Source organism: Desulfosarcina sp. (assembly GCF_046496365.1).
GTDB lineage: Bacteria > Desulfobacterota > Desulfobacteria > Desulfobacterales > Desulfosarcinaceae > Desulfosarcina.
In genome coordinates this window covers 51,427-71,565 of sequence record NZ_JAWOHB010000165.1, presented here as the reverse complement: position 1 = coordinate 71,565, position 20,139 = coordinate 51,427, and the positions used below count along the sequence as shown (strand labels likewise).

Below are 20,139 nucleotides of genomic sequence, written 5' to 3'. Positions count from 1 at the left end.
CCGTGGCAAATACGGTTTGCAGCCGGTCGATTTCCAGAAGATGTTCACCCATCGTCGTGTCAGCGCCCCGTCAGCTTTGCCGAAAAACGATTTCTCCCTGGACAACGGTCATTTCGGCCTCTGTGGACAACCACGCATCCGGCTTCAAGTCAAACAAATTGTGCCGAAAGATGGTCATATCCGCCCATTTTCCAGGAGCGAGCATACCCAAAAGCGCCCCCTTCCCGGAAGTCAGGGCCGGCTGGACCGTAAACCCGCGTACCCCTTGCGCCAGTGTCAGTCGTTGGTCAGGGTACCAGCCGCCCTCTGGGTCACCGCCGACGGTCTGGCGCGTAACCGCCGCGTGGAGGCCGAGACGGAAATCAATCGGCTCAATGGGGCAGTCGGAACCGAACTGGGTGCCGATACCGGCCTCCAGGAGGGTTTTCCAGGCATACCCGTTGCGGCAGCGTTGGCCCCACAACCGTTCTGCCGCGGGCCAGTCGGTGGGAACGAAAACCGGCTGCACGGAAGCAACCACACCCAATTCACGGAACCGGTGCACATCCTCCGGGCGGCAAACCTGAATATGCTCGATACGATCGGGCAGATTGGCAGGAAATTTTTTCCGGGCATGGGCGATGGCGTCAAGGGCATGGGTTACCGCTTTGTCACCGATGGCGTGAATGGCAACGCTCCAGCCCAGCGAGCAGGCGTGGGTCACCCGTTCGCAAAGCACCGCCGGCTCCAGAAACGGGATGCCGAAGTCATCCGGATCATCTTCGTAGGGGTCATGCATCAGGGCGGTTTTGGCGCCCATGGATCCGTCCGCAAAAAACTTGGCATGACCAAACCACAGGTGGCCGCTGCCGGATCCGGGGGCGATGCCGCGCGGGGCCAGTGCATCCAGCTCATCGCTCTGGAAAAGGTGGTACAGGCGGATTTTCAACCGGCCCTCTTGTTCCAGCGCATGGGCCGCTTCCCACTCGTCGAGGGATTCCATGGTATGGACGCCGGTAAAACCGAGGCGCAGGGCTTCTTCCTGTGCAGTTACCAACGCCGCTTTACGCGCTTCTAGGGTGGGTGCGGGAATGTGATTCTGGATCAAGTTCCGCGCTTCACGGATCAGGCCGGTGGGATGCCCCGTACGGGGCTCCCGGTCAATCTTTCCGCCCGGCGGTTCCGGTGATGCGGCGGTGATACCGGCCACGTCCAACGCCCGGGTATTGACCCATATGGAATGGCAGCAGGCCCGGACCATCATAACCGGGTGGTCCGGGGTGATGTCATCCAGGTCGCTGCGGGTGGGCTCGCGCGGATCGGTCCACTGGTTGTGGTTCCATCCCAAACCGACAATCCATTGTCCCGGTGGTGTCTGTGCCACGGCCGTACGTATTTTTTCCCGGCACGCGGCGATAGAGGAGAGCCCTTTGAGGCTAACCCATCCAAGGCTCTGCCCCAGACGGTTGAAATGGGTATGGGCATCCGTAAATCCCGGTGTAATCAGCCTGCCCGGCAGTTCCAGCACCGGTCCGTCAGGCGCACAGGCGTTGCGCACGTGCGTGTTGGATCCGACGGCTGCAATTTTTCCGTCTCTCACTGCAATGGCTTCGGCCCGGGGACGTGAAGGGTCGCAGGTGAATATCTCTGTGGAATAGATGGTGAGATTCATAGGTCCGCCTTTAGGTGTTGCGTGGTATGGGATTATTTGCGGGTAACATGGGGGTCCAGGATATCTCTGAGGCCATCGCCGAACAGATTGAGCCCCAGAACGGTTATGAAAATGGCCACACCCGGAAATACGGAAATCCATGGGGTCGTAAAAAACTGATCCCGTGCGGTTGCCAGCATGCCACCCCAGCTCGGATTGGGGGGCTGCGTACCCAGACCGAGGAAAGACAAGGCGGCTTCCAGGAGAATCGCATATGCTACCCCCAAAGTGGCGATGACAATAATAGGGCCGATCACGTTGGGCAGGATCTGGGTGAACATGATCCGGATTTTACCGTAGCCCAGCGCCCGGGCCGCAATCACATAGTTCATGGACCGGGCTGCGAGCACCTGTGAACGGGTAATTCTGCAGCTGTAGGCCCAGTTGGTCAATCCCAACGCGATGAAAACATTGATGAACCCCGGACCCAGCAATGCCATTATGGCCAGGGCAAAAATCATTGGCGGAATGGAAAGCATGATATTGGTAAGCCCCATGACCAGGTCATCCCACCACTTTCCGAAAAAACCGGCGGTCAAGCCCAAGACGATGCCGATCATCGTATTCACCAGCTGGGTCACCAATCCGATGCTCAGGGAAATTCTCGAACCGTAGATAATCCGAGAAAGAATGTCCCGGCCCTGGCTGTCCGTCCCGCACCAGAAACGACTGCTCGGCGGTTCTTCGGCGTTCATCAGATCGGCGTCATCAATGGGATGGTATGGCGCCAGCAACGGGGCGAATATGGCCATCACACTGACCAGGATGACGATCATCCCGCCCAAAACCAGATTCTTTCGCCTGAAGATCTTTTTCAGTTTGTCTCTCATTCGTATTCGATCCGGGGATCAATGAACGCATACAAGAGGTCCACACAGAGATTGACGACCAAAAAAACAAGGATCACAACCAGAATGCACCCCTGGGTTACGGCGGTATCGCGTTGGAAAATGGAATCCACCAGCAGGGAACCGATGCCGGGCCAGGAAAACAGTTTCTCCACGACCACGGTTTGCCCAATCAATGAACCGAATTGAAGGCCCGCCGTGGTCAGGATAAGCACCAGGGTGTTGCGGAAAACATGTTTCCGGTTGACCCAGAGTTCAGAAAGCCCTTTGGCCCGTGCTGTGCGGACGTAGTCGGTGTTGAGTACTTCCACGACCGCCGCCCGGGTCGTCCGGGCCAAAAGGGCCATATATCCGACGCCGAGCGTGAACGCGGGCAAAACCAGGTGCAAAAAACTCCCTCCGCCGTAGCCGAAGGTGGGGAAAATCCTGATTTTAACCGAGAAAAAATACATGAGCACCAGTCCGAGCCAGAACTGGGGAACGGAAACACCGGATACGGCGACCATCATTGCAGACGTATCCATCCATGTATTCTGTTTCAGCGCCGAATAAAAACCCAGGGGAACCCCCACACACACGGCGATGATCAGCGAGGCGATGGCCAATTTGAATGTGGGCCACAGTCTTGCGGCCAGAAGCGTGTTGACCTTTTCTCCCCGGAGAAAGGAAACCCCCAGATCACCGGTGGCCATATCACGGACGTAATGAAGGTAGCGGATATGCAGCGGTTTATCCAGCCCCCATTGCTTGTGCATCTTTTCTATGTATTGTTGATCCATGACCCGCCCCTTGTCCCCGGCCATCAGGGCGGCATTGCCCGGAAGCACGTTCAGAAGCACAAACATGATCAGGGAAATGATCAGGATCGTCGGGATAAACTGCAGCAGTCTGCGGAGCGTATAAGCAGCCATGGCCTTGCCGGCGTCATTTCTCAACGGTACAGGTTGGGTTGAGTTGGGTTGAATACCTCAACCCAACCTGTTGGAGATTATTTTTGGGTGGCTCTGGGAGAAGACGCTTCTACCCAGATGCTGGTAAAATCCTGGAACATGTGTTCCACAGCCACGGGTTTGATACCGTGAACCCAGGGCTGATGGGCGATGATGGCCTTGTTGTAGTTAAAAAACCAGATCGGCGCATCGTCCTTGAATATACCGTCTGCCTTGCGCAGAAGATCGTTCTTTTTTGCCGAATCGTATTCTTTGCCTGCAGCGTCGAGCAGCCTGTCAAATTCCGGGTTGCTGTACTCAACCAGGTTCCCGGCACTCCTGGGGTTGTTGGAATGCCAGCGGGTCAAGGCCTGGCGCGGATCGGGACCGGATTCGACCGACCAGATATACGCATCGAAATCCGCCGATTTAAAGACTTTCTCACTTAACGCGGCACCCTCCAGAAGTTGCGGTTTGACGGTGACGTTGATCTTTTTGAGAAACGGGATCATGGCTTCCACGACAGCCGCGCCGAAAGATTCGTTGCTGGTGGCAATACAGGTGAATTCAAAGCCGCTCTCATAGCCGGCTTCCTTCATGAGTTGCTTGGCTTTTTCAACATCATAGCCGTACGGTTTGGCGCTGGCATCAAATGCAGGGGATGTTGTCGGCAGAAAGCTGACTGCGGGATAGGCCTTGTTCTTAAGGAATTTTTTGATAATCAGGTCTTCATTGATGGCATAATTGATGGCCTGACGCACCCGTTTGTCGGCAAACGGTTTAAAATTGGTGTTGAAGCCCATATGGCGTGTGAACATTTCGGCAACCTCCACCAAATTCTTGGAGATCTCCGGGTCCTGCTGGTAAGACGGGTACTGGGCGGAACCGACGAGGGTGGCGTCCAGCTCCTGGGAACGGAAGCCGACATCGCGGGCAGCACCTTCGGGCATGATATGGAAAACCAATTTATCCAGATAGGGTTTTCCGGTTTCGTAGTATTCAGAAAACTTTTTCATCTCCATCACACTACCCTTTTCCCAACGCACGAACTGGAAAGGACCGCACCCCACCGGATCCACGCCGAAGCCCTGACCTTTTTTCTCGACTTCCTCCCGGGGAAGGATGGCCGCGCAGGGATGACACAGGGGATAACCGGGATCCAGGGGATCCTCCAATGTCATTTCGACGGTGTAGTCATCAATCTTCTTCATGCCGGAAATGGTTTGCGCCGTTCCCGCTTCCATCTCCTTGGCGCCCTTGACGATACGCACATAACGGGCGCAGGGGGAGGCGGTTTCTTTGGCCATAATCCGGTTGAAACTCCATATCACGTCATCGGCAGTCATGTTGCGGCCGTTGTGAAATTTGACATTCTCCCGGAGTTTGAAGGTATAGACCAGACCATCATCGGAGACACTCACCGTTTCCGCCAGTTCTCCGGCCGGTTCGTTGGTATCGGGGTTCCATCGGAAGAGTCCCCGGTTCATATTGATCAATGCCAGGTAATCGTTGGTCCGGGCGGAAATATGGGGATCGAGATTATGAAAGTCACCACCGTAGGGGGCGATCCAGTTGAACGTACCGCCCGCACGTTCGGCCAATGCATTTCCGCCTGCGCCGAATACCAGAATCGCTGTCAGGATCAGCATACCGATTTTCTTCATTGTTCCTCCTCAAGTCTGAATGGTTTGGGTTTGTCCTTCAAGTTGAAGCCTGCTGCCGAACTACTTCGAACCGTTGTCGATTATCGTCTGTTCAATCACCGCCAGATGTTTCTCCATCGCCCTGCGCGCCTTTTCCGGATCCCCCTCCCGGACAGCTGAAAGAATGGTTTGATGTCCTTCGAGGGACCTTTTTTTCCGGTAATCCGTCTGGGAGGCTTTATCCCTGACATGGGTCAGGACATCGGTGATCCGTTCGACGATATGAAACAGAACTGAATTTTTCGTGGCACGGGCAAGGGCGATATGAAATTTCTGATCATACGCGCCTGTCAGAACCGAATCATGCAGGGCCTGCGACTGATCCCGGACAATCGCCTCCAGGTGCAGGATATCCGGGAGCGTGGCATGTTGGGCGGCGAGTCCGGCAATCTGGGGTTCGATCATTCTCCGGAACTGAAAAATTTCCGAGATCTTGTGTTTTTCTCGATGGACCGCCACCGCCAGAAATTCGCTCAGGGGTGACGAATCCTCCAGGATCACGAAAGTACCGCTGCCCACCCTGCTTTTCAACATCCCCTGTTGTTCCAGACAGCGGATGGCTTCACGCACCGAATGACGGGATGCACCGAAAATTTCCGACAGCGCCCTTTCGGGCGGGAGGCGGTCGCCAGGCTGAAGATTTCCGGATTGAATCAGATCCTGAATCTGAGAGACGATCTGTTCATGCAGCTTGGTGTGGGTTACCGGCCTGAGGTTGTCCGCCGCGCTGCGTGACCCTTTTATTCTTTTTCCAGTCATGGATTACAAGCACCCGCTATTGCGGATAAATCTCTAAACCAGTTTGAATTGGTTGAACCAATTATCGGTTTTTAATTGTTTTGTCAATACGGATGCCGGCACGCTGATAACCGACCTTGCGCTCGCTGTCGCTTTCCCACTCAAAAGCCTTGCGTCCCCATGCAATCTTTTGTATCAACCCCCATTGACCTCGCGCATCAATTGAATCCACCGCCAAAGGAGCCGCATGACATGAGCAGCCAGACGAACACGCCGCCGCAGCCGACCATCGATGATCTCTGCATCAACACCATCCGCACCCTGTCCATGGATGCGGTGCAGAAGGCCAACTCCGGCCACCCGGGTGCACCCATGGGGCTGGCTCCGGCCGGCTACGTGCTGTGGACGCGGGTGATGAAACACAATCCGAGAAATCCAGACTGGCCCGACCGGGACCGCTTCGTCCTCTCCGGCGGCCATGCCTCCATGCTGCTGTACAGCCTGCTGCACCTGACCGGCTACGACCTCAGCCTGGAGGAGATCCGCAATTTCCGCCAATGGGGCAGCAAGACCCCCGGCCATCCCGAATACGGCCACACGCCCGGTGTGGAGACCACCACCGGTCCATTGGGTCAGGGCTTTGCCAACGCCGTGGGCATGGCCATGGCCGAACGGCATCTGGCCGCCTGCTTCAACCGGCCGGAACACGAGATCGTGGATCACTACACCTACGTCATGTGCGGCGACGGCGACATGATGGAGGGTGTGACCTCCGAAGCGGCATCCCTGGCCGGTCATATGAAGCTGTCCAAACTCATCTGCCTGTACGATGACAACGGCATTTGCATCGAGGGATCTACCGGCTGCACCTTTACCGAAAACGTGGCCCAGCGCTTCCAAGCCTACGACTGGCAGGTGATCACCGTTGAAGACGGCAACGATCCCGATGCCGTTGAAAAGGCGCTCCTGGCCGCCAGGGCGGAGACCGGCAAGCCCTCCCTGATCATGCTCAGAACCAATATCGCCTACGGCAGCCCCAACAAGCAGGACACGGCCGACGCTCACGGCGCCCCCCTGGGTGAAGAAGAGGTCAGGCTGACCAAAGCGGCCCTGGGGTGGAAAGAAAAGGAGCCCTTCGCTATTCCGAAAAAGGCCCTGGACGCCTTTCGAACCTGTTTAAAAACGGGTGAGAAAGCCGAAGCCGGATGGAAAACGGCCTATCGGAAATACGCCCGGCAACATCCGGAATTGGCCGACCGCTGGGTCAACGCCCTGACCCGCTTCATGCCCAAGGGCTGGGAGGCCGGCCTGCCCCGGTTCAAACCCGAAGACGGCCCCATGGCCACCCGTGCCGCCTCGGGCAAAGTACTCAATGCCGCTGCCGCTATTTTTCCCAGCCTGATGGGCGGCTCGGCCGACCTGGCGCCCTCGAACAAGACCCATATCAACGGCAGCCCTGAATTCCGCCAAAACAGCTACGATGGCCGTAACATCCGCTTCGGCGTCCGCGAATTCGCCATGGGCGCCATCATGTCGGGCATGTTTCTGCACGGTGGTGTGCGCCCCTATGGCGGCACCTTCCTTGTATTTTCCGACTATATGCGCCCGGCCGTCCGCCTGGCCGCCCTGATGAAGCTGCCGGTGGTCTACGTCTTCACCCACGACAGTGTGGCCGTTGGGGAAGACGGCCCCACCCACCAGCCCGTGGAACACCTGGCCGCCCTGCGCGCCATCCCGAACCTGACCGTGATCCGACCGGCCGACGCCACGGAGACCAGCGACGCCTGGTGCAAAGCCATTGCAACCAACGACAGTCCGGTGGCCCTGATTCTCAGCCGCCAGAAACTGCCCATCCTGGATGCAAAACAGACCACAGGCGGTGTGGAAAAAGGTGGCTATGTGCTGGCGGACTGCAAGGGCAAACCCCGCATTCTCCTCATTGCCACCGGGGCCGAAGTGCATATCACCCTCAAGGCGCAGGCGATCCTGGCCGGCAAGGGCATCGCCGCCCGTGTGGTCAGCATGCCTTCCTGGGAGCTGTTTGAAGCCCATTCAACGGAGTTTAAAAACCGGATCCTGCCACCGGCCGTCAAACACCGCATCGCCGTGGAAGCCGGCATCCCCATGGGCTGGGAGCGTTACGCCGGTCCCAACGGAAAAGTCATCGGCATGGATGGATTCGGAGCCTCTGCCCCCGGCGGAACCGTTCTGGAAAAATTCGGCTTTACGGCTGAGAAAATCGTTGCAACCGCATTGGGGATGCTGGAAAAATAGCCCTGCCGGATGGTCGCGGAGTGATCACGGGGGCGCCGGCGCCCCCTTTGTTTCCAACAGTTTTCCCGGAAACAGCCGATCATGGAGACTGGATGCTGCGTGTGAGCGGATAGGGGATGCCAGTTTATAACCGGAAAACCCCTGGCCGTTGGATTGCTTTTCAGGACGCCGCCCCGGCACGATGGCGGATCATCTCCGCCACGATGCTCACGGCGATCTCTTCGGGTGTTTCCGCGCCAATCGCCAGGCCGATGGGCGAGCATACCCGATTGAGATCCGCCTGTGAGAATCCTTCATTTAAAAGCGCTGCGTAGATGGCGCCTCTTTTTCTGCGGCTGCCGATCATGCCGATATAGCCCGCATCGGTTTTCAATGCCTGGGCCAGAACCGTTTTGTCGTAAAGATGCCCCCGGGTGAAAATGACGATAAAATCATCCCCGCCCACGGCCAGGCCGGCAAAGGCATCGTTGAAGCTTTCCAGCACCCGGATCTCGGAGGCATCGCGAAACCGTTTCCGGTTGGCATACTCCTCCCGGTCGTCGGCAACCGACACACGAAACCCCACCATGGCGGCTATGGCCGCCGTCGCCTGGGCCACGTGGCCGGCACCCAAAAGATAGGCGGTGGCCCCCTGTTGCACCGGCTCCAGCACCACGAAGGCGCCGTCGAACATCAGGGATTGGAGCGTTGACGATCCGGCTGCCGCCGTCAACACCTTCTCCCGTTTGAATTCGGACAGGGGCAAATCGCCGGTGACTTCGCCCGCGGCGGTAACCAGGCCGTGGGCAATGGCGCTCACCGTATTCCCGGATCCGATCACACTGGTAAGCAGGCACCCTTTTTGCCGTTCATCCAGCATCCGCCGCCATCGATCAAAGACCGTCCGATTCATTGCCGTGGGCAACACACAGTCCAGCAGCACTTCGGCCTGTCCCCCGCAGATCATGTCCATGCTATCGACGATGTCGTGGCTCAGGTCAAAGGGCAGGATGGCCGATTGTTGCTGCGGGATCAGTTCCACCGCCCGTGACATGACCCCGGCCTCCAGCAGTCCGCCGCCGATGGTGCCGATTCCGCGACCGTCGGCGGTGACGATCATCTTGCTGCCCGACGTGCGCGGGGTCGAACCCCTATGATCGACGATGGTGGCCAGAACGAAGGTTTGTCCGCTTTCCAGCAGGTCGCAGGCCGCCTGTACAATCATGATCATGGGTACCTTTTCCTTTCTCTTAAGCTTACGGACCCGGCCCTTGCCGGCACCCGTGGAGAGCGCCATTGGATCGTGCGTCAAATTCGGAGGAGATGGCCCCTTTAAGCGCCTCTTTCAGGATGGTATAAGAGACTCGCTCCTGTTCCAGTCGCAGTGCCGGCGCCCACTGATTTTGCCTTAGTCCTTCGTACACGGCAGTTTCCGCAGGATCCAGACGGGGCAAATCGCGATGGAGCGGCGCCTGTTCGTTGCCCCAGAGGAGTTGGTGCTCCATCAGTGTGCGAAGGTCCATCAGCAGAGAACGCGTGTGCGCGAAGTAATGCCTGATCTGATCCAGCATGCCGAAGCCATGGGTGTCGATGTCTCCCCAGTAGTATAGCTTTTTGCCGCCCAGCCAGGCGGAGGCGGCCAGTCGCTCCAGGCCATAACCGAGTCCGAAAACGACCATCGATTTTTTCAGCGCCGGGAAAGCCAGCCCATTGATGTCGTTTTCGGTGATGAAAACCCGCTCCACACCGGGCGGATCGAGCCTGGCGAACTCATCGGCCGGAATCTGCAGATCCGACAGCCCGGCAATGAACAAATCGGGGTCGAGCAGGCGAAAGCGGATCTGGGCCGGTTTTGAGAAAAACCCGTAACGCGGCTCGAATCCGGCGACACCCCTGGCGCTGTGATCGATAGCCGCGGTCGGCAGCACGATATCCAGCAATTCGGCCAGGAGCTTTTTGTGATGCCCGATAAACTTGGTGTCGATGCCGGGGATTTCCAATTGGCGAATGTAGATATTGGGCCGGGGGTGATCCCGCAACCATGCCAGCACCGCCAGCAGCCTGGCCCAGCTTTTTTGGTGCCGAAGGGCGATCAGCGGTTTTCGGGCCAACCAGGGTTCGAGGTCGGGAAACCTCCTGGCGATCTGGCTGTAAAGGGCTTCGAAGGCCTCGGCCTGCTTTTGTTTGCCGATAAAGCCCAGCGCGGCGGCCGGCTGTTCGAAAATGGCGGCAACCGGTAGCTGGTTGCGGCCCAGCTGGCGGTGGTTGACCGCACGCCATTCAAGATCGTAGGTTTTGCCCCGGCCCGATCCGGCCTGCCGCACCAGCTCGTCGACCCACGCTTTCACCTCGCCGTAATGGTCTCCCAGTTCGCGCGGGGTCGGGCATTTCAGCGGCACCCGCAGCGGGAAAAGCGGTTCCGCGGTCAATTGGGCTGACAAGAGATGTCCCCGGTTCCACAGCTTTTGCAGCCGGGCCTGGATCTCCTGCGGGCGTGTCCAGGCGGTCATGCGGAACGGGCCTCCCGTTCGGCGCGGTATTCCTCGATGGTCAGGTTGCGCAACTGGGAGTGTTGGCCGTTCTCATTGTGCACAAACCCGACGCCGGCCACATACGGTTCGATGATGTGGATTTTTTGCAGCGGGGTGACGATCAGCAGCTGCAGGTTGAGCCGCTTGAAAAGCTCCAGGGCGTAACGCGTGGATTCATCCGAGCCCCGGCCGAAGGCTTCGTCGATCACCACAAAACGGAAGCTTCTCGAGCGCACCGCGCCCCATTCCAGGCCGAACTGATAGGCCAGACTGGCCGCCAGCACGGTATAGGCCAGCTTCTCCTTCTGGCCGCCCGATTTGCCGCCGGAATCGGTGTAATGCTCATACTCGCTGCAGTCCTCGCGCCAGCGTTCGGAAGCGGCGAAGAGGAACCAGTTGCGCACATCGGTCACCCTGCGCATCCAGCGTTTATCCAGCTCGCTGGTGCCTTCCCGCCCACGGAAGCGATCGATGATCTGCTTGACCTGCAGGAACTTGCCTTCGGCATACTGGTCGTCCTCCGATCCGGTCAGGCTGCCTTCGGTGCAGGCCCGCAGCTGCTGCTGAAAGTCGCGGATGTCGGCTTCCGGATTGAGCTGGGCTTCGAGCTGGATGAAACGGCCCGGGTTGTATTCGATATCGGTCAGGGAGCGGTTGATGCGGTCGATGCGCTCCCGGATCGTCTGGCGCTCACGGTTGAGCTGGGACTGGAAATTGGCGATCTCGCGGATGGTGTTTTCGTTGAGCAGTTCCTTGAACTTTCGCTCGAAGCGCGGCAGATCGTCGGCCTGCAGTCGGGCCAGCATGCTTTCGTATTCAGCGGCAGCCTCCAGACGGGCATCGGTCTCCTGGGTCTCCAGGGGATAATCGCGGCGATAATCCTGCATGGCCTTGATGACGCGTTCTTCCAGCGTTTTCAGGCGCCGGTCTTCTGCATCGATTTTGATCTGCAGCCAATCGCGCATCTTGCGCTCGTGGTTGTCGCAGGACTCGACGCTCAGGCGGTGTTCGCCCAGCGATTCCGATCGGTATGCTTCCAGCGATGCGACCCATTCGGCTGGTTGGGCATCGAAGGTTTCACTGCCCGCCTGCCGGCATTCGTTCAATTGCCGGTCGGTCTGCTGCTGTTTTTCCTCATTTTGAGCGTGCTTTTTCTTGCTCGCATCCAGCGCGGCGGCGTTGTCGGCCATGGCTTGCTCCAACTCAGCCAGCCGACGACCCAGGGTGGCCAGCACATCCGAGGCGGCTTCCAAGGCCTTTTTTTCCGCCTCCAGGTCGGCAACGCCGCGGGCCAGCGACTGCCAGTCCATTTCATTGAAGTCGCGCAGTTCGCCCAGTTTCTCCAGGGCGCTTTTACGCGCGGCAAGATCCTGCAGGCGGTCTTGAAGGTCGGCGATGGTATCGGCGGTTGCCTGCATGGCCCGTTCGAGCTGTTCGGCACGGCCGGTCAGGGCGGCAATTTTGGGTGCATTGCGCCAACCCAATACGTAGCGGCTGCGGTCGTCCAGGCGATGCCTATCGTCCTTTTCATGGCGCACGCCGCCCGATTTGATCTGCCCGGCGCGGGTGACGGCCTGCTGCTCGCGGCTGAACTGTTCCAGGGTCTCGCAGCAGGCAAAGTCGAATCGCCGTCCCAGTTCATGCGCCAGCCAGTAATAAAAGACAGCGTCCGGCTTGATGTCCAGTTTGGCCGCCAGCGATTCGGGGTGCAGACCGGTCGTCCCGCCGACGCGCTGGTCACGAACGCGAAAATAGACCAACCGGCCGCGCAGGTGGGTACGGTCCACCCAGCCGGCCACCGCGCCGCAGTGGCGTTCGGGAACCAATAGGGAGAGGCCGAAATTGTGCAGCAGACGCTCGGCGGCCCCCTCCCAGGCCGCCGCTTCTTCCCTGACCTGGATCAGCTCGCCGGCAAAGGGCATGTCCGCCTCGTCGATTGTAAGCGCCTCGCAGAGCATCCGGCGGATGCGGATCTGTTTGGCGTCGATGTTGCTTCGTCGCTGGCGCAGCGATTCGATTTCCCCGTTCAGCTGTTCATGCTGCAGCCTCAACCCCTGCAGCTCAACGGCGGCCTCGGTGTGTGCATTCTGAAGATTGGCTTCCTGCCTTGCCAGGTCGCTCAGCAGGGCGTCGATGCGGTTGCGGTTTTCCACGAACGCCTCGATGGTCATTGTCCCGGGCAGACCGGCCTGCTGAGCCAGGTGCTGGTAGCGCCCGGCGCGTTCCTTGCGCCGGGCCTTGCGGTCGGTTTTTTCCTTGATCTCCGCCTTGAGGCGCTCGATGCGGTCGCCCCCGTTTTCGGCGATAGCCTGTTTCAGCTGGTCCCGGTTCCCCGCCTGCTCGCGCTGCTTAAGCGAAAACTGGGCCACCTGCTGGTCCAGCAGGCGCTGCTCATCGCGCAGGTTGGCCAACCGCCGGACCAGCAAATCCGCTTTGAGCGCGGAAAAATATGCCTGCAAAGCATCCCGGCAGGTGCGCAGATGGGTGCGCTGCTGCATGATGCCGCGGTGCCGGGCGCAGTCGGCCGCAAGGGGCGTCAGGCGCGCAATCTGCCGTTTGGCCTTGAGCACGGCTTCATGGGCGCGGTTCAGGTCATCGACGTGGCCGATCAGGGCATCGATGCGCGGCTGCACATCGGCCGCTTCGAGCATGTGGTCGCGGACAAACGCGGTCAGGTTGCCCACGGATTTCATCGAAACCGTCTGCAAGAACAGATCCAGGGCCTGTTCGTTGTCGATACCGAAATGGCGCCTGAAAAGCGCTGCATAGGGCGGGAAGCTGTCGAACAGGTGCACACCGGACGCGGCGCGCAGGCGTTTGCGCAGCTGGTTCAGGTCGCTGCCGAAATTCGCGAAATGGGTGGCGATGGTCAGCGGCTGGTCGGCCATTACATAAAAACGGCCCGGCTGCCCCTGCATGTCCTTGTGCCAGAGCACTTGCGCCAGGGTGATATCCTGGCTGTAGCCGTCGTTGCGGAACTCCCCCAGAATCACGGAATAGCTGTTGTGATCGCGCAGGGCCACGGGTTTGGCGGATTGGCCGGTTTCGCTGCGTTCGGACTTGTAAAACCCCAGCACGTAGGAGCGCAGCGACCGCTCCCGGCTGTCGGCCCCGGCAGCCTTGTTGTAGGCGATTCGCTGGGCCGGCACCAGCAGGGTGGTCACCGCATCCACCAGGGTGGACTTGCCCGAGCCGATATCGCCGGTGAGCAGGCTGTTATGCCCGCCCAGCTGCAAGGTCCAGACACGGTCATGAAAGGTTCCCCAGTTGTAGACCTCCAGGCGCCTTAAACGGAAGCCGGCCAGCGCGTCGCTGACCGCAAAATCGAGCAGTTCCTGCCGGGCCATCAGGCGCCTTCCTCCGCGGTTGCGTTCTCCCCGGCCAGATGGGTACGGTAGGCCTTGAGCCGGGCGTCAAACGCGTTGAGCCACTGGGCATCGACGAACGCTTTGAGAATCCGTCGAACCTCGATCAGATGAGGCTGCCCGCGCAGGCGACGGACGAATCCCAGATCCACGATCTTGTTGAGGTGAGCGTCGATCTGATCGACCAGGCGGGCCTCATTGGTACCGGCCGGCAAAAAGGTGCGCACCATCTCGAGGATGTCGTCGCGCGACAGGATCAGACGCGGATCCCCACCGCCGGCGTCGGTTTCGGCCAGCTTGCGCCGCAGCAGCGCCACCATCAGGCTGACGGGATAGGAGAGCTGGCGGCGAGCGATCAGGCGCGGCGGCGGCTGTTCGTCTTCGGCAGGCTCACGGGTATGCAGCCAGGCGTAGCCCTCGGCCTCATCCAGCATCAGGTTCAGCCCCATCACCGCCATATAATCCCTGATACGGGCCTGCAGGTTCAACATGTGCTGCCACAAGCCCGGATCGATCTCCTGGTAGAGGACCCCTTTCATCAACAGGACGACGACCTTGGACAACGTGTCGCCATCGGACGAGGCCACTGAAGATGGGGGTGCTTCGGGTTGCATGGGTTGGCTTACCTGTCCTGCTTAACGGTTAAAAATCACCCGCGGAAGGCGGGCCGTGCGCTCCTTGCCCTGTTCGTCCCGCCACGCGATGCAGTCGGGTGCGGCTTCATCGAATAGCGCATTTTCATCGTCGGCTGCAAGGCAAAGATAGGTCACCAGCTCGGCCAGCCCCTCCTGGATGGGGTGCTCAAGGGTCACCTCGCGCAGCGTGATCTGGTGGCGGACCGCCAGCAGGCGGCGTATATTGGCCTGCAGCCGCACTTTGTCCACGATGACCTGGTCGAAAAGTGCGTCGGCGTCGATGCGCGTCTCATCGCCGGCACGCACCTCGGCCGTGATCAGCGGTTTAACCGGTGGGGAGAACATCGGCCGTTCCATGGGCATGTGAATCGTGGGGGCCGGTTCGTCGATATCCATAAAGCCACCCGGCGGCAAAGCGTCGCGCACGGCCAGGGCTGACGCTTCGATCTCGCGCAGCAGTTGCATGATGCGCTTGTTTTCCAGAAAGGCCCGATCGTCCAGGTAGCGCCGCAACTGCTGCGACAGGCGGGCCACCGTGCGCTGGGTCTGCTCGCCCGCCTCCAGCCAATCGTAGTGGATCCGTTTCAGGCGGGGATCGGTGTCCAGGCTGTCAATGGCCGGCAGCGCAAAGACGTGGTCGAGCAGTTCGGAGAGCTCTTCCTGCCGCGCCGGAGACATCAGAAAGTCCCAGAAGGCGCGAAAGCTGCGGCCCTGATCCGAATCGGCAATGGCATCGCGCTCACCGAATATCCGTTCCAGCAGCAGCCCCTTGCGTCCTTCCCAGGTGGCGATCTCCTCGCGCACATGGCGATCGAGCTGACGGAAATTATGCTCGACCTCCCGAAAATCGCCCAGCAGTTCCCGCGCGACCGAACCCACCTGCTGAAATCGGTCCCTTAAGGCCGTATCGTCCAGCAGGGCCAGGTCGCCGCTGCGGATACGTGCGATTTGCCGGTCGATATCCGCCTTGCGCGTTTCCAGCTCGGCGATGCGGGTGTCGGCATCGGCCTCGGCGCCGGTGACCATCTGCCGCAGCAGTTCAAAAACCGTCAACAGGCGCGACTCGGTACCCACAAACGTCCGCCGGGTCAGGCCTTCCAGCCAGGCCAGCGCCTTTTCGACGGCGGGCGTCAAATCGAAATGGGCCTCGTCGGACCCCGGCGGGTAGAACTTGCGCAGCCAGCCCTTGTCGTTGCGGGCCCATTCATCCAGATAGTCGCCGGCACCGCGGGCAAAGTCTTCGATGCCCAGCGTCTCCCGCAGATGGAACAGTTCATCCTCGAGTTTGGCCGCCAGGTCCTGCTGCGCCATCACCCGCACGTTGGGCTGGATGAACACCCGGTGCAGAAAACTGGCGATCAGCGGCGCATGGTCGGCCATGAGCAGCCGCCAGGCCGGATGGGTTTTGCGCAGGGTGGTGAGGTTGGTGAAATCCATCTCAAGGTTCCTTAATGATTGACATCCCTGCCGAATTTTAGATGGCGTGGGGAAGGCTCGCCCGCACGTCCGGATAACCGGCCAGCATGATCATTTCAGCCCGTGAATTCAAAAAGCTGTCCATGATGTACGCATTCCAGTAATTGCGGGCCAATCCGTATTTCATGAGCTTTTCGTAGGCAGGTACGGGCGCCTTGATCCCCGTTTTGGGCAGCGTCCTTTCAAAAAAGGCCTCCCACTGGGCCACTGGGCCGGTGGTGTATCGACTTCCATTCAACTCTCCCAGGATATACGGCGTTATGAAAACGAGGGAATAACCTCTGCTCTGGTCCGGAAACGGTTCGGGCAGCAACCGGGTAAACCAGATCTCCCCGGACTCGCCCGAATAGCCGGCGGGAACAATCGCTTTCACGGATTGGTTGGTGATGAACTCGGTAAGACAGACAAGGCCATCGGTTGCCCCTTCGTGAAGGTAGAGGCCCATTCTGGAACGCTGCATGAGATCGAAAAGCGTGATCAACCCCGGATCCAAATCCATGGCCTTACCGACATCGATGGCCACCGTGGCCAAGGATTCTTTCTTGAGTCCAACGCAGAGATCGAAAAAACCCCAGCAGCTAAAATAGGCGCCGGTCAGCGGGCTCATGGGCGGCCCGGAAGGCAGATACACATCTTCAGCATCGGTGTAGGCCTTTACCAGGCGTGAGAGTGCGGGCAAATCCGAAAGCTGCTCGACCATGACCGACAGCTTGTTCTGCGCATAGGCATAAATGGCATGCAGCGGGTCCAGACCGGCCATCTCTTTTTCCGAGATAATGGTTTTCTCGAGTTCCGCCGCGTTTTGCCGGGCATGGCGATAAACCTGCAGATCAAGAACTTTTTGATTGGCCTGCCTGGAAAGCGCCTTGATCGTTTTTTGGGCGATAGGCCCGCGCCCGGGTGCCTTGCGTTTGATTTTGCCCATGTTCCTATCCGGTATTGTTCGCCCGCCATTTTCTTAGGCCGGTTGAACTGAAAAGACCAGGCAGAGACCTGTCTGCCTTCACAGGACCTACACTCCGATGAGTTTGCAGACGCTGTTATTCAAGACGCTGCAATACCATGCCTGGTTCTGGTCTATGTGGGAAGTTGTCATGAATAGACGTCCGACATCAACCGATTGGCTTTAATTCCTGAACGTGACCAGTGCTGATCTACTGCCTGGACAAACGCATGACGGACCAACTTGGCTCTTTGGGCCAACCAGTCTCCCTGATCAAACCGCAGATAATTACCTTCCGATGGCCGATGGCCTCAACGCAGGCCAGAACACAACCGGTCAATTCTTGGGGAATCGTGTTCGGGGTAAGTGCAAAATTTACCGTTTTGGGAACATTGGTATCGACCAGGCTTTTCTTCGGGAGATTACTCATTCGGAAACCTTCGAACTCGATGGGCTTTGTTGCATCCGCTTTTTCATTGCTGCTTTGGCCTGTCCGGTAATGTCTCCCATCTCATCACCAAAAAAGTTCTCCGGCCAGTTCTGGATATTTCCGAAAAGATCAATCTGCAAAGGTTCCAGTGTGGCTGGCGCCTTGGTTATGTTGGCAAAATAGGCTGAAATTTTTTGTTGATCAACTGCCTCCTCGGCAATTCTCCTTTGCATCCGCCGGAGGAAGTGCTCGGAGTGGGTCTCGATTATCACCTGAATATTCCTGTAGGCGCCATTTTCCCTGGAGTTGATCACATCGATCATCACATCGGCCAAAGCCGATTGAGCACTGGGGTGAAGGTGTATCTCCGGTTGTTCCATCAGGATTATCGATCCCGGTGGCGCATAGAAACACTGAACCAGAACGGGGAGCACCTGGGAAATACCAAATCCGACATCCGGAAGATCCACCCAATCTTTTGAGCCTTTGGTACGTACCTTGACCTCATATTCCTGGCGCTGCTCAGATATAGGGCTGACCTTAAACGCCTCGATTAAACCCATTTCCTTGAGTTTGATCGCCAGGATTTCCTCGAAAGGCTTGGCGGGACGCTTATAGCCAAGGCTGATTTTGCGGTTGCGCGCCGCCAATATGGCTGCCACGGTATTTTCCCCTGAATAGCCAACACTTTCGGGCTCGATGCCGGTCCATGAATACAACCGCTCGGCCTTGGTACGAAGCGGGCCAAGATAGCAAAGCGACCTGAAGAGTTTTTCGTGCCTCAGGTTAAGTGCCTGAACAAAGTCAGCGTTCTGATGGTAGGCCACCACCTCATCGGGAAATCCATAAAACCGAACCGGCGCACCAGGGTACCAGACACGCCCTTGCTTGCGTTTCAGCGCATAATTGGTGGCTTCGACCTTGTAATCGGATTTTGTTTCCGGCTTTCGCTCCATCCCGAGAGAAAGCCGGATTTCTTCGCGCTCAATTAATTCATACCTGAGCTGGTCAAGCACCAACGCGTGCTGGTCTTTGTCACCCAGCCCGACTTCTGCCTGAAATGAAAGCGCATCACCCGAAAACGACTGCCCGGAGACAGGATCTTTGAACTTCAACATGTCCTGGAGTGACCATTGGTATTCAAACGCTATCTTGTTCTTCGGATCACGGTGAAAGACCATCTCCTGATAGGAGCCAAGCTGGACCGCCGAATTTTTCCCGCCGGGGTAAAACACCGCCTTGCGGTCGGACGACTCAACGGTTTGCTTCAGCATCATCAGGAATTGGCCGATGCTCGACTTACCGGAACTGTTGGCACCGAAGAACAAGGAAATCGGGGCCATGCGAATGGTATCGGTGTCTTTCCATCCTTTAAAATTTTTTATTCGCAACTTTTTAAGCAGCTTGCTCATCTCCCAGTCATGCTGATCCATACCGGCGCAGACAACTGCCACAAAACTCCGGATCAACCCTTAAGGTGGCAAACATCAATACCGGAACGACTTGTTTTAATTCTGTCCTCGTTTTTTAAAATAAAACAAGCAGCGTTCTTTTGTTATCATGCCTTTCTAAGATATATGTTGTTTTCCCAAGAGGTTTTGTTAACTGTAGACAATGAAAAAGTCAATTATTTTAGTATATTTTATGCGTTTACCACGGGGAGTAGTCAGCGGTTGGCAAAAACCGCAGACGGGCCTTTTCCCCGACTCGAGGTACAGGTTGCCACCGTTACCCAACCAGCCTCAGAATCGTTTTCGATGTATACTCGCCCACATCGGCCAGTCCGTCCATGGGCATGAACCGGTTGGCGTTGTTGGAAAAGAGACAGGTCACCGACGGCGGAAAATCCTCGTCGGCCTCGTAAAAGATATAACACAGGAAAATCTTGGGCAGCGGCCGCACCACGAAGGCGAAATCACCGCCCGCCGAGGCGGGGGCAACCTGACCGGACAAGCGTTCCCGGATCATTGCGGCTTGCATTTCGATCGTACTCACCGCCGGAACCAAAATCTGCTCGGTGTGGGAAGCGAAGGCGCCCACATAGGACGCCGAATTGGGAAATTCCTTGAACGCCCGCAGCGGTTCAAGGACGGGAAGGTCGGTGGTGGCATTCAAGGCATAAAGGGAGAGCAGGATGCCGATCACGCCGGGCGGTTCAACACCGTCCAGGCTGATGCCTTCCGGTGAAATGACGCACGTTTGGCCGAATGCCGAAAACGCATAGGTTTGCCCGGCTTTCTCAGCGGGAAGAGTCGTCTCCAGATCCCCCGGTAGATTCCCATAAAGCCGCTCCAGATTGGCCTTGGCCAGTTTCAGGTAGTTGTCGGTCATTATCTCGCGTCCATCCTTCATGAATCCATGGTTATACCCGCCCGAACCTTTCCAGGATGCTGTTTCAAAAGGTGGCAGTTCGGTCAAGATCAAGGCGGGCGATCATTTCAACCGGAGGAATACTGTAGATATTTCGAGGATTGAAATGTGAACCCAACACCGATATTGACCGAAATGGGGCATTTTGAAGCCGGCTCCCAAAACAGATATCATTTTACCCGCCCACGTTGCAAATAAAAGCATAGAGCGGTATAGAGGGCCGAACCG

General features: G+C 58.1%; 14 protein-coding genes. 1 reads left to right on the top strand and 13 read right to left on the bottom strand.

The genetic code is table 11. The features are described 5' to 3' along the window. Positions 1-70: 70 nt before the first annotated feature. The 5 genes from R6V78_RS17150 to R6V78_RS17130 all read right to left on the bottom strand — a co-directional run bounded on the left by R6V78_RS17150 (position 71) and on the right by R6V78_RS17130 (position 5,929). Positions 71-1,651 (bottom strand): amidohydrolase, encoded by a 1,581-nt coding sequence (locus R6V78_RS17150; RefSeq protein ID WP_410290599.1) that lies wholly within the window; start codon positions 1,649-1,651, stop codon positions 71-73. A gap of 32 nt (positions 1,652-1,683) precedes the next feature. Further along, positions 1,684-2,520 carry an ABC transporter permease gene (locus tag R6V78_RS17145; RefSeq protein ID WP_410290598.1) on the bottom strand — a complete coding sequence of 279 codons (837 nt, stop codon included), beginning with the start codon at positions 2,518-2,520 and terminating at the stop codon, positions 1,684-1,686. Then, a complete protein-coding gene (locus R6V78_RS17140) occupies positions 2,517-3,449 on the bottom strand; it encodes an ABC transporter permease (RefSeq protein WP_410290597.1) in 933 nt (310 codons plus the stop codon). Before R6V78_RS17140 ends, R6V78_RS17145 begins: the two co-directional genes overlap by 4 nt. Before the next feature lie 77 nt (positions 3,450-3,526). Beyond that, positions 3,527-5,131, bottom strand: coding sequence for an ABC transporter substrate-binding protein (locus R6V78_RS17135; protein ID WP_410290596.1), 1,605 nt, complete (start codon positions 5,129-5,131; stop codon positions 3,527-3,529). A 60-nt stretch (positions 5,132-5,191) separates the two neighbouring features. Next, a complete protein-coding gene (locus tag R6V78_RS17130) occupies positions 5,192-5,929 on the bottom strand; it encodes a FadR/GntR family transcriptional regulator (RefSeq protein ID WP_410290595.1) in 738 nt (245 codons plus the stop codon). Positions 5,930-6,160: 231 nt separating this feature from the next. Here R6V78_RS17130 and tkt point away from each other — a divergent pair, with 231 nt between their 5' ends. Further along, positions 6,161-8,182 carry a transketolase gene (gene tkt, locus R6V78_RS17125; RefSeq protein ID WP_410290594.1) on the top strand — a complete coding sequence of 674 codons (2,022 nt, stop codon included), beginning with the start codon at positions 6,161-6,163 and terminating at the stop codon, positions 8,180-8,182. 160 nt (positions 8,183-8,342) lie between these two features. On the opposite strand, the gene R6V78_RS17120 is transcribed toward tkt, so the two are convergent. From R6V78_RS17120 to R6V78_RS17085, 8 genes are all read right to left on the bottom strand, one after another. Continuing rightward, the gene (locus tag R6V78_RS17120) at positions 8,343-9,392 is read right to left on the bottom strand and encodes an XdhC family aldehyde oxidoreductase maturation factor (RefSeq protein WP_410290593.1); all 1,050 of its coding nucleotides are present in this window, start codon (positions 9,390-9,392) and stop codon (positions 8,343-8,345) included. Positions 9,393-9,417: 25 nt separating this feature from the next. After that, the gene (locus R6V78_RS17115) at positions 9,418-10,671 is read right to left on the bottom strand and encodes a DUF3322 domain-containing protein (protein WP_410290592.1); all 1,254 of its coding nucleotides are present in this window, start codon (positions 10,669-10,671) and stop codon (positions 9,418-9,420) included. Next, entirely contained in the window at positions 10,668-14,039 is a 3,372-nt protein-coding gene (locus R6V78_RS17110; RefSeq protein ID WP_410290591.1) for an ATP-binding protein, read from the bottom strand. Before R6V78_RS17110 ends, R6V78_RS17115 begins: the two co-directional genes overlap by 4 nt. After that, positions 14,039-14,671, bottom strand: a complete 633-nt coding sequence (locus R6V78_RS17105) for a DUF4194 domain-containing protein (RefSeq protein WP_410290590.1) — start codon at positions 14,669-14,671, stop codon at positions 14,039-14,041. The genes R6V78_RS17110 and R6V78_RS17105 overlap by 1 nt, the downstream gene beginning before the upstream one ends. A gap of 21 nt (positions 14,672-14,692) precedes the next feature. Next, entirely contained in the window at positions 14,693-16,129 is a 1,437-nt protein-coding gene (locus R6V78_RS17100) for a DUF3375 domain-containing protein (protein WP_410290589.1), read from the bottom strand. 37 nt (positions 16,130-16,166) lie between these two features. Then, positions 16,167-17,093 carry a hypothetical protein gene (locus R6V78_RS17095; protein ID WP_410290588.1) on the bottom strand — a complete coding sequence of 309 codons (927 nt, stop codon included), beginning with the start codon at positions 17,091-17,093 and terminating at the stop codon, positions 16,167-16,169. A 444-nt stretch (positions 17,094-17,537) separates the two neighbouring features. Beyond that, on the bottom strand, positions 17,538-18,953 hold the full coding sequence (locus tag R6V78_RS17090; RefSeq protein ID WP_410290587.1) for a DUF3696 domain-containing protein: 1,416 nt from the start codon (positions 18,951-18,953) through the stop codon (positions 17,538-17,540). Positions 18,954-19,269: 316 nt separating this feature from the next. Then, the gene (locus R6V78_RS17085) at positions 19,270-19,872 is read right to left on the bottom strand and encodes a DUF3786 domain-containing protein (protein WP_410290586.1); all 603 of its coding nucleotides are present in this window, start codon (positions 19,870-19,872) and stop codon (positions 19,270-19,272) included. Positions 19,873-20,139 lie beyond the last annotated feature (267 nt).